The 9,737-nt window shown below is 43.1% G+C and carries 12 protein-coding genes; 11 read left to right on the top strand and 1 reads right to left on the bottom strand.

Annotation, left to right across the window (positions count from 1 at the left end):
• Positions 1-162 precede the first annotated feature (162 nt).
• The 4 genes from ACYVTD_RS07625 (at position 163) to ACYVTD_RS07610 (ending at position 3,873) form a co-directional block, all read left to right on the top strand.
• The gene (locus ACYVTD_RS07625; protein WP_461247175.1) at positions 163-357 is read left to right on the top strand and encodes a hypothetical protein; all 195 of its coding nucleotides are present in this window, start codon (positions 163-165) and stop codon (positions 355-357) included.
• The gene (locus ACYVTD_RS07620) at positions 276-875 is read left to right on the top strand and encodes a pre-peptidase C-terminal domain-containing protein (RefSeq protein ID WP_461247177.1); all 600 of its coding nucleotides are present in this window, start codon (positions 276-278) and stop codon (positions 873-875) included. Before ACYVTD_RS07625 ends, ACYVTD_RS07620 begins: the two co-directional genes overlap by 82 nt.
• 248 nt (positions 876-1,123) lie before the next feature.
• A complete protein-coding gene (gene asnS, locus ACYVTD_RS07615; protein ID WP_461247176.1) occupies positions 1,124-2,578 on the top strand; it encodes an asparagine--tRNA ligase in 1,455 nt (484 codons plus the stop codon).
• A 53-nt stretch (positions 2,579-2,631) separates the two neighbouring features.
• The gene (locus ACYVTD_RS07610) at positions 2,632-3,873 is read left to right on the top strand and encodes a D-alanyl-D-alanine carboxypeptidase family protein (protein ID WP_461247174.1); all 1,242 of its coding nucleotides are present in this window, start codon (positions 2,632-2,634) and stop codon (positions 3,871-3,873) included.
• 98 nt (positions 3,874-3,971) lie between these two features.
• Here the strand turns inward: ACYVTD_RS07610 and ACYVTD_RS07605 are convergent, their stop codons facing one another.
• Complete coding sequence (locus tag ACYVTD_RS07605) at positions 3,972-4,814, bottom strand: Rpn family recombination-promoting nuclease/putative transposase (protein ID WP_461247173.1); 843 nt, start codon at positions 4,812-4,814, stop codon at positions 3,972-3,974.
• Positions 4,815-5,035: 221 nt separating this feature from the next.
• Between ACYVTD_RS07605 and ACYVTD_RS07600 the strand changes: the two genes are divergently transcribed.
• From ACYVTD_RS07600 to ACYVTD_RS07570, 7 genes are all read left to right on the top strand, one after another.
• Positions 5,036-5,707 (top strand): InlB B-repeat-containing protein, encoded by a 672-nt coding sequence (locus tag ACYVTD_RS07600; RefSeq protein WP_461247172.1) that lies wholly within the window; start codon positions 5,036-5,038, stop codon positions 5,705-5,707.
• A 127-nt stretch (positions 5,708-5,834) separates the two neighbouring features.
• Positions 5,835-7,073 (top strand): tyrosine-type recombinase/integrase, encoded by a 1,239-nt coding sequence (locus tag ACYVTD_RS07595; RefSeq protein ID WP_461247171.1) that lies wholly within the window; start codon positions 5,835-5,837, stop codon positions 7,071-7,073.
• Positions 7,074-7,211: 138 nt separating this feature from the next.
• On the top strand, positions 7,212-7,418 hold the full coding sequence (locus ACYVTD_RS07590; protein ID WP_461247170.1) for a hypothetical protein: 207 nt from the start codon (positions 7,212-7,214) through the stop codon (positions 7,416-7,418).
• 705 nt (positions 7,419-8,123) lie between these two features.
• Positions 8,124-8,288 carry a hypothetical protein gene (locus ACYVTD_RS07585; RefSeq protein WP_461247169.1) on the top strand — a complete coding sequence of 55 codons (165 nt, stop codon included), beginning with the start codon at positions 8,124-8,126 and terminating at the stop codon, positions 8,286-8,288.
• A gap of 10 nt (positions 8,289-8,298) precedes the next feature.
• Entirely contained in the window at positions 8,299-8,487 is a 189-nt protein-coding gene (locus tag ACYVTD_RS07580) for a helix-turn-helix domain-containing protein (RefSeq protein WP_461247168.1), read from the top strand.
• On the top strand, positions 8,477-8,983 hold the full coding sequence (locus ACYVTD_RS07575; protein ID WP_461247167.1) for a hypothetical protein: 507 nt from the start codon (positions 8,477-8,479) through the stop codon (positions 8,981-8,983). Before ACYVTD_RS07580 ends, ACYVTD_RS07575 begins: the two co-directional genes overlap by 11 nt.
• Complete coding sequence (locus ACYVTD_RS07570; protein WP_461247166.1) at positions 8,980-9,705, top strand: response regulator transcription factor; 726 nt, start codon at positions 8,980-8,982, stop codon at positions 9,703-9,705. Before ACYVTD_RS07575 ends, ACYVTD_RS07570 begins: the two co-directional genes overlap by 4 nt.
• Positions 9,706-9,737 lie beyond the last annotated feature (32 nt).

Below are 9,737 nucleotides of genomic sequence, written 5' to 3'. Positions count from 1 at the left end.
CCCCCCCCCCCATGCTATACCGACTTACAAAGCAAAGAAACATCGCAATTTCAACGCAATAACCACAGCGTGGTTACATTTCTCATTATCCTCGGAAAAATGCCGTTTGTCGGTTTGGGCAAGCGGTTTTTTTATACATAAATCAATTTTAAGGAGTGACTTATGAAGAACAAAAAAAGTAATGTGTGGGGTTTTGCGAAAGCAAAACTCCAAGCAAAGATTATTATTAGTTTGCTAACAATAATCTTTGCAGTAACTGGGTTTTCTATGACAGCCTGCGAAGACGGCGGCGGCAGTGGTTCTCCTTTACCGCCACCGCATCAGAGCAGTGCATTCATGTTAATTTCGGGACGCTGACATACTTGTATGTGCAGTTATATAACTCAAGCGGTTCAACGGTCGGAGACCAAACAAGTTTGTCTAGTAATAGTTCCAACAAATACATCTCGCGGTCATTAACATCGGGGCAGACGTATTATATCAGGGTTAGACCGTACGACAGCAGTTACAGCGGCACGTATAGGATAGGGTTTAATGCAAGGGTTACTCCTCCGGATACCATTCCTCTTACCCTGAACACATGGGCTGACGGCAATCTTCCCACATCAAGCGATGTGCAGTGGTTCTCATTTACAGCCACCGCGTCAACACAGTACATTCATGTTTCTTTAGGGACGTTGACATACTTGTATGTGCAGTTATATAACTCAAGCGGTTCAACGGTCGGAAGTGAAACATTGTATAGTTCTAACAAATACATCTCGCAGTCAGTAACATCGGGGCAGACGTATTATATAAAGGTTAGACCGTATGGCAGCAGTTACAGCGGCACGTATGAGATAGGGTTTACCGAGTCAACTACGGCTCCCGATTAACAATAAGTAAAACAGAGTGCCTGACATTTCATGCCGGGGACACGCAACGGTAATTGACGCCACTTTTCAGTAGTGTACCTTGTCTTACAGGGTACACTACATAGAGCGTAATTTTTATTTTAATGAGCGGTTAAGATGTATGCCCAAAAAACATCTTATCCATCTTCTTGTGTTCGCATTGGTTCGTGAAGTTCGTGATAAGAAAATCTCTACTAGTCATTTATTACCTGTCTCTGTATAATACCCTCATGTTACCAACATTAATAAAATACATTCTTACGCAGTCTCCGCAGTCTCAGGAAGTGGAGATTTCAGGGTGGGTCAGGACAAAGAGGGACATGAAGAATCTTGTCTTTGTGGAAGTAAACGACGGTTCCTGCTTTGCCGGTATTCAATGTACCTTTGACAGAGGAGCTGGAATTGACGAGCAAACGGAAGCCGCTCTGTCCTCTCTTTCTACTGGAGCTTCCGTTAAAATCAGCGGTAAATTGATACCTTCTCCGGCTTCAGGGCAGGCGGTGGAAATTGCGGCTGTGTCTTTGCATATTTTTGGAGACGCACCTGCTGAGGCTGTCGGTGATACGCAGGCTTATCCGCTTCAAAAAAAACGGCACTCTTTGGAATTCCTTCGTGAAATTGCACACCTTCGCCCTCGTACCAATACTTTTGGAGCGGTAGCCCGTCTTAGAAGCCGATTGGCGTTCGCAATTCACAGATATTTTCAGGAGAGGGATTTTCATTACCTTCACACGCCGATTATCACGGCAGGAGATTGCGAAGGTGCGGGAGCGATGTTTCAGGTAACGACACTCGATCTTGAAGCCGTTGCAAAACAATTTGCCCAAAAAGCGAATAACGGGCAAGCTGGCTCAATCGATTACTCCAAAGATTTTTTTGGCAAAAAAACATTTTTAACTGTATCAGGGCAGCTTGAGGGGGAAACTTACGCTACGGCGGTATCTCGTATTTATACTTTTGGTCCCACTTTTAGAGCGGAAAACTCCAACACTGTCCGCCACCTTGCCGAATTCTGGATGGTAGAGCCGGAAGTAGCTTTTGCCGAGTTAAAAGACGATATGGCGTTAGCTGAAGATTTCTTAAAATATGTTTTTAACGCCGCCCTTAACGAATGTGCCGATGAACTTGCTTTTTTTGACGCACATATCGAGAAGGGAATAATCGAAAATCTGCGGCAGGTAGCGGCGGCTAAATTTTCGCATATTACTTATACTGACGCAGTTAAAGAGTTGGAAAAAGCCGTTGCCGCAAAAAGCGATATTTTTGAATTTAAGCCAAGTTGGGGCTGCGATTTACAAAGCGAGCATGAAAGATATTTAACGGAAAAGGTCGCAGGCGGTCCTGTAATTGTTACGGATTATCCAAAAGAAATAAAAGCTTTTTATATGAAGTTAAACGATGACGGCAAGACAGTAAGAGCCATGGACGTTCTTGTCCCTCGGTTAGGTGAAATTATCGGCGGCTCGCAACGTGAGGACAGTCTTGATAAACTTGTTAATCGCATGAAAGAGCTTGGGTTAAAACAAGAAGATTATCATTGGTATCTTGATCTTCGCCGTTACGGGTCAGTGCCTCATTCGGGGTTTGGGCTTGGGTTTGAAAGGCTTATTCAGTATGTTTCAGGCATGGCGAATATCCGTGATGTTATTCCCTATCCTCGTGCCGTGGGGCAGGCTGAGTTTTAATTTTGAAATTTTTTACCACGAACCACACAAACCAACACGAACAACGACAAGATATGTACAAAAAGTTCGTGACGTTCGTGTGGTTCGTGGTAGATTTCTTAATTATTTCTTTATCTGCACAAGCACAAATTTACGAGCCACAACCAGCACTTATCCCTATTATTGAAACCGCTCCTGAAATTATTTCCCAAGCGGCGGTTTTAATTGACGCTGATACAGGGACTATACTTTATTCAAAAGCTCCTGACGATGAAATTCCTCCGGCTTCGCTTACAAAATTGATGACAATGCATCTTGTTATGAAGGAGATTGAAGAGGGCAGGGCTTCTTATGACGAGATAATTCCCATAACGGTTGAAAGTTGGGCACAGAATCAGCCTTATCGTTCCAGTTTGATGTTTCTTGAACCCGGACAAATTGTTACAATACGTGAAATATTACTCGGTCTTGCGGTTGTTTCAGGTAACGATGCCGCTGTCGCTCTGGCTCTGCGTCTTGCCCCGACTATGGATCAATTTGCCGACATGATGACAACCGAGGCAAAACGCATGGGGTTACAAGTTACCCGATTTGTTGAATCGTCCGGTATCTCCGAAAACAATATGACAACCGCCGCCGAGTTTGCCTCTTTTTGCCGTCAGTATTTGATGTCGCATCCGCATAGTCTTACGGAGTTTCACTCTGTTCCAACTTTTGCGTATCCTATGGCGAATAACGTACAAGAAAAAAATAAAGGTAATCCCCGTACAATCAGTCAGGAAAACAGAAACACTTTGTTAAAAGCATTTCCCGGAGTTGATGGACTTAAAACGGGATTTATTAATGAATCGGGTTACAATATCGCACTTACGGCACAGAGGGACAATACCCGATTTATTCTTGTTCTACTTGGTGCTCCCAGTTCACGAGACGGAGCGGCTATTCGTGATAAAGACGGAATAGCCCTTCTTACTTGGGCGTTTGACAATTTTAAGACAGTTCACCTGACGGTCAAAAAAATTGAAAGCGCAAAACTGTGGAAAGGTAGAGAAAACACGGTAGAACTTGTTCTTGCCCGCCCTGTGGATTTTACGTCTCCCATTAACCGAGCGAGTAAACTTCAATATAAAACCGTAATAGAAAAAAAGTTATCCGCTCCGCTCCCGGCAGGTTCTCACGCAGGTTACATTATAATTTCCGACGAGCAAGGAGAATTAAGCAGAACAGAGTTGATAACGGCAAATGACGCTAAAAAGGGAAATATCTTTAAAAGAATGTGGCACTCTATTATGCTTTTGTTTGTTAAAAATATTTAACCACGAACTGCTTTCTTGGTTCGCGGTTAAAATTTTATTACAATACTTTTTTTGCGGTGTCCCAGTTTCATTCCCCGAAAATCATGTTATATCCATCGTTATAATTCTTGTATCTTCTCAAGAGAAAGTCCAGTAATCTCATGCACAAATTCAAGCGTTGATCCCTTTTCTAGCAAATTTTTCGCTATTATTAACTTCTCTTCTTCCATAGCTTCTTCCTGCCAGACTTTTTTCGCTGTGTCCCAGTTCCATTCCGTCGTAAGCATACTCATAATCTCCTTGGCGTGTTTCTCCATTAACTCTTTCAATATATCATGTTTTCGGCAATATTGCACGGTCTTTTTTATCGCTTCCCTTAAAGATAATCCTTCTCCTTGATATTCCCTAACCTTCGCTATAAACGCGCTGTATTGTTGCAAGGTCTGGCACTTTTTCGCTATTTCCTCGTTCTTTCCCTTGTTTATGTTAAGCACTCTTACCTCCAGTTCCAAAGCAGGAAGCTCTTTTTCTGAAAGCCCCAAACTTTCCGTATTCTCAAACAGTTCTGAAAGCTTTACTGTTTCCTCATCGGGGAACGGCTTTACTCCGTTGTACAGCACAAAAAATTCAGGCTTTGGAATTGAGATTTTTGTCGATGAATAAATCTTTTCGTCATTGATAATCTTTTCATAAACCCTGCCTATGTACATGAGCAGGCGTAAAGCCATGTTCGGGTTTATGGTAGACTGGTGTTCGATAAGCACGACCAGTTTCCCTCCGATTTCAAAAGATATGTCGTTGATCATATCCATGAACAGAATGTCCTCTAGGGTGTTGATAACGACGGGAACATCTTTACTGAGGGTTATCCCTTCCAGTGCGCAGTAGAGTTCTCTTAAAACGTCAGGCTTACTGAAGACGAAAGAGAAAACGCTATTTTTAAATTTTTCGTTTGTTTTCATAGCAAACTCCATAAGTAAGGTTTGTAGTTAACCATCTCAAGACGGCTTAAAAACTACATACCCTATATGGGTGCGTATTCCTCGTTTTGCTTGACTAAATTTGAAAATATTGTACTTTTTTAAAGAAATTTTAATTGCTAACGACAATCAGTTAACTATTTTTCTGTTAAACAGCCGAATTGCACTTGACAAAAACCCAAAAAACATAATAAAATACAAAAATGGTATTTTCCTTTGGAGTATTAGCACGAAAAAAAATAAAAGTTTTTATACCAATAATTTGTATTTTTTTCGCATTGCTGGTTGCCTGTGAATTAGAAAATCCGTGGATGGCAGAAGTCCTTGAAGAAAAAACCATAACTTTTAACAGCAACGGCGGAACCCCTGTGCCAAGCCAAAAATTAATAGCTGGCGAGCGTGTAAAAAGACCGCAAAATCCGACGAAAAGAAACGCTGATACTGAGCCCATGACTTTTTCAGGCTGGTATACAGATAATGAAACATTTGACCAACTTTACGACTTTGATTTTGTTCCACAAACCGACATGACGTTATACGCAAAATGGTCAGAAGGCACAGGAGGGACAACAACAGAACCATATATATTTATAGATGGTATTGATAAATTAGTAGCATATTTGAATGCATTGCCAGCAAATACTGAAACCAATCCAGCTAAAATCAAGTTGAACATTACAGATGATGATTTTGGTACACTCAAATACATATTACAAGATACGGATAAATATGTATCCCTTGACCTTTCTGATAGTAGCATAGAAACTATTCCAAGTGAAGCTTTTTTGGATTATGCTCTTTTTCAAGAAGGATATATCTCTAGACTTGTCGGAATAATTATACCCGACATAAGGAAAATTGCACGTTTTACCTAATGAAAGGATAGACGGTTTCCGTAAATGCTTATCCCATAAGGAATTAGCGTTGCTGATTTTTACGCTAAAAATTATGGGAATTCGGTGTAATCACTAATGACATCATATTCCCAAAAAAGAGGGCGTTATGAAGATTCATAATGATTTTACCTTGTATTTTCGGGTTACCCCTTCGGGGAAACGAGTCGTGTATTTCTACGCTTATGACGAGAACGGCAAGCGGACAAAGGGGCGGTCTACCGGGCAGACCAACAAAACGGCGGCGAGGGTGCTGGTAAACAGGCTTTTGAAGGAAGGGGCTTTGCTTCCGAGAAAAGACGATGTGCCTACCTTCGGTGAATACTCCGTGAACTGGTGGGATTGGGAAAATTGCGAGTACCTGAAAAAAAGACGGAAAAGGGCGAACCTGACGCAAAGCTATTCCGACCACATGAAGCGCAATCTTGACAAGGTTGTGCTGCCGTATTTCAAAAATATGAAAATGGACGCAATTACCCCTGCGGTGATTGAGGCGTTTTTGGACAGCCTTATCAAACAAAAATATAAAAATACGACCATTAACGGCTACTACGGGACTTTCAAAACCATGATGATTGAAGCCGTGGAGCGCGGGATTATTGCCGTTGACCCTACCGCCAAAGTGGAACGGCTGATAAACGACCGCGACGAGATCAAGATTATCACGCCGATTGAATTCAAAAAGCTGTTTGTCGGTGATTGGCGCAAGGTGTGGGAAAATAACCGCATCGCCTGTACCGTGAACAAACTGGCGGCGCTGTCGGGCATGAGGGTGTCCGAGATTTTGGGGCTTAAAGGGAGCTGCCTTTTCGATGATCATATTTACGTGTGTATGCAGCATGACATTTACGGCTACAGGCCGACTAAAACAAAAGACAAACACAATATACCGCTTCCGGCTTCCCTGATTGCGGATTTGAAACTGCTTAAAGAAAAGAGCGGGGACGGCTATCTGTTTTCTACGGACGGCGGGGGCAGCCCTATTTGCCGGAAAACGGTTTTAATGTACCTACGCAAGGCGTTAGTAAACATAGGCATTTCCAGCACGGAGATTAAAGAGCGAAATTTGCATATCCACGCATGGAGGCATTTCTTCAATACGGAAATGCTAAAGGGCGGGATGACTACCGAACAGGCGCAGGCTATAACCACGCACAAGAGCGAAAGAATGACGGAAAGATACACGCATTTTGACCCTCTTGAATTTGTGAAGGCGAAGGAAATACAGGAAGCCCTGTTACAGCCTGTCAAGGAACAACCGCAGACAGCGGGAAATAAGGAACTGCCGCCGAATGTGGTTTCTTTCCCCGTGTCCGGCATACAGGCAGATGAGCGGAAACAGGCTTAAACGGCTTTTTTGAACCTTATCCCCCGAAGCTGACGGCAACGGGGGATTTTTTTTGCCCAAAAACTTGTTCTTGTAAAAACAAAAAAATTGCGCGTTTATCCCAATTACTTTTGATTTTGGCTGTATGAAAATTAAAGCATGGAAACCTACTGGGATGACGGACAGACAGGGGAGAAACTTAACGTAGACAATAAAATTCATAGCCGCGCCTACCGAATAAAGGCAGCATTTGCCGGAAATCTGCGGCGGGCTTCTTACACGACAGCAAACAGGGCGGCTCTGGTTTTACCTCACAATTTTCAAAATTTATCGCCGCTTGCTTCCCCCTTCACCGCTAATGTTTGATTATGTAAACTGAAAATTTTTACATGGCAGAAAATGGGGCTTTCTGGCAATGATTTTATGAGCGGTTCCTTGCCCCAATACATAGCTGGCCGATGGTTAGCTGTATTGGTTGGGGGAATCAAAATTTCTTTCCTTACAGGCAAATTTTGTGCAGTAGTCCTATTTGCTTCTGAATCGGTGGGGTTTATGTTTATTTGTATGAAGCTGTTTAAGGTGGCAGGGGAAGATTGGCGGGTTATGAGAAAACGGTTATAAAACTTGCCGTTCCCTAAAATTGCAGGAAATGACTATATATTTCAGAACTGCCTGACAGTATTTTTTTTAATGAAAGGTATGAAAATTGCAACAAATACCAGTACCACTCTGAACAAGCAGGTAATATTTTTAATATATACGGCGGCGGTGTTTTCTGTCGGCTCATTAAAGAAATCGAAGGAGGAAATATAACGGTTGTTTTATGGCAAATTTTCCAAATTTACCTAAAAGCATGTAAACGGTGGCGTTTTATTTTTTAGATGAGACTGTACATAAGACGCAGTTACAGGAAGATGACGGTTATTTATGTCAGATCAAGGGAATGTGAAAATTAGACATTTCCTTACTTTGCTACCAGGTTGTTAGAGGTTAAATTTTTAAGAAAACCTATACCTCGGGCTAGTACGGTTCGTGATAAAGGAAAGGTATTTTTTTTATATGCGGGGAAATATGTATAACGGTGATAAAACGGTTGTAAATTTACTTTCTACGGAAAATTGGAGGAAACTACTGTTTCTTTCCGAATCGTCTGACAGTTTTTTTATAGAAAGGTATGAAAATTGCGGTAAATACCAGTACCGCTACGAACCGGCAGATCATATTTTTACTGTATGAGAGGGGAAAAATGGAAACCTACTGGAAAGTGAATGAAACGGCGGCGGCGTTGCAAGTGTCGGTACAGACAATATACCGCTATATGGCGAAAGGGGAGATACCGTATCACAAGCTGAACAGGGCGGTGCGGTTCAAGCCTTCCGAGATTGAAAGCTGGATGGAAAGCAGGAAGGCGGAGGCGGTGAAGCATGGACTGTAAACACTTTGAAGGCTGTTCCGCGCCGGTATGCCCCAAGGATGCGGGATCGGCGTGTGCCGTTTGGTTCGCCGATGAGCCTGTCTGCTTTTTACAGGATGTCCCCGAATGGGTTAAAAGACAGCGGAAAATCGCAAAAACAGGCGCGTCCGCAATAGCGGGCTGCTTTACCCTGCCTATGCTTGAAAGACATTGCGTTGTCGGGAAAAAAATGTCCGGTATAGACCCTGACGCAACGGACGGGGAGCGAAAAATCGCCGAAAAAGACTGGCTTTGCAGGCATCCGGCTGTCAAGCCAAAAACTTGCGGGGAGAGGGAAAAACTGGCGGCGCGGATGCGTTTTTTAAGGGCAATCCGTCTTGAGACGGAAGGGGAAAAACCCGAATCCGTTCAGGGGAAAACGTATACCGGGAGAAAAAAGGTGAAATCATACGGCAAGGGCGGGCAAGCCTGTTTTTTACTGGTTAATCCCAAGAATGACGGGAGGCTAAAAAAATGAGTAACGGCGTATTGGTACTGACCAAGGCGGCGGGACCGCATACAGAATTAATAGGGCGGCTTGAAGCGTTGGGCTTTAAGGACGTTACGGTTACGGACAAGGAAAAAGACGCTTTGAATACTGTCATTTGCAACATGTATCCCCGTCTGGTAATGATAGACAGTTGGTATTACCAGGACGCTACGGCTTACAGGATTGGCGAACTTGTAAAGCAGTTTCCAAAACTGAATATCGCTGTTGTTTCCGTCCATGACTTTCCCGCAAGCCGCGCCCCGTGGTTCATCTGGGAAGGGGCGAAGTCATACGTCAGCTTGTGGGAAGGGGAGGACGAATTTAAGAAGGGCTTGCGGGTTGTGCGGGACGGCGGGCAGTATATCTCTCCGAAGGTACAAGAATTAATCGACAGTTTTCCTGAATGGCCGGACACTAAAGATAAAATGACCAGACGGCAGAAGGAATGTCTTATTATGCTGTGCAACGGGTGTAGCACTAAACAAATCGGGGAAGCGTTGCATATATCAAGAAGTACGGTTTACAACCATATTCAAAGTTTATTCGGTATTTTTCATGTGCACTGCCGCGCGGAAATGACTACCTTTGCTTTGAAGATTGGATTGATAACTATACAGGACATACGGTTTTATGACAGGAAAAAAGAACGTCAGCCGCTCCCTGAATGGGCGGCGGTTAAGCGGAAATGCGATAGGTTATATTTTGAGTAAGATGTACCGTATGGAAAAGTTTTCACCCTCTT

Source organism: Treponema sp. R6D11 (assembly GCF_054786075.1).
This window is presented reverse-complemented; position numbering and strand designations above follow the sequence as displayed.

Excerpts from the sequence above, each read along its gene's own strand:
- ACYVTD_RS07580 (WP_461247168.1), top strand. The coding sequence starts at position 8,299 with ATGGAAACCTACTGGAAAGTGAATGAAACGGCGGCGGCGTTGCAAGTG.
- ACYVTD_RS07605 (WP_461247173.1), bottom strand. The coding sequence starts at position 4,814 with ATGAAAACAAACGAAAAATTTAAAAATAGCGTTTTCTCTTTCGTCTTC.
- ACYVTD_RS07570 (WP_461247166.1), top strand. The coding sequence starts at position 8,980 with ATGAGTAACGGCGTATTGGTACTGACCAAGGCGGCGGGACCGCATACA.
- ACYVTD_RS07585 (WP_461247169.1), top strand. The coding sequence starts at position 8,124 with ATGTATAACGGTGATAAAACGGTTGTAAATTTACTTTCTACGGAAAAT.
- asnS (WP_461247176.1), top strand. The coding sequence starts at position 1,124 with ATGTTACCAACATTAATAAAATACATTCTTACGCAGTCTCCGCAGTCT.
- ACYVTD_RS07590 (WP_461247170.1), top strand. The coding sequence starts at position 7,212 with ATGGAAACCTACTGGGATGACGGACAGACAGGGGAGAAACTTAACGTA.
- ACYVTD_RS07595 (WP_461247171.1), top strand. The coding sequence starts at position 5,835 with ATGAAGATTCATAATGATTTTACCTTGTATTTTCGGGTTACCCCTTCG.
- ACYVTD_RS07575 (WP_461247167.1), top strand. The coding sequence starts at position 8,477 with ATGGACTGTAAACACTTTGAAGGCTGTTCCGCGCCGGTATGCCCCAAG.
- ACYVTD_RS07610 (WP_461247174.1), top strand. The coding sequence starts at position 2,632 with ATGTACAAAAAGTTCGTGACGTTCGTGTGGTTCGTGGTAGATTTCTTA.
- ACYVTD_RS07625 (WP_461247175.1), top strand. The coding sequence starts at position 163 with ATGAAGAACAAAAAAAGTAATGTGTGGGGTTTTGCGAAAGCAAAACTC.
- ACYVTD_RS07600 (WP_461247172.1), top strand. The coding sequence starts at position 5,036 with ATGGTATTTTCCTTTGGAGTATTAGCACGAAAAAAAATAAAAGTTTTT.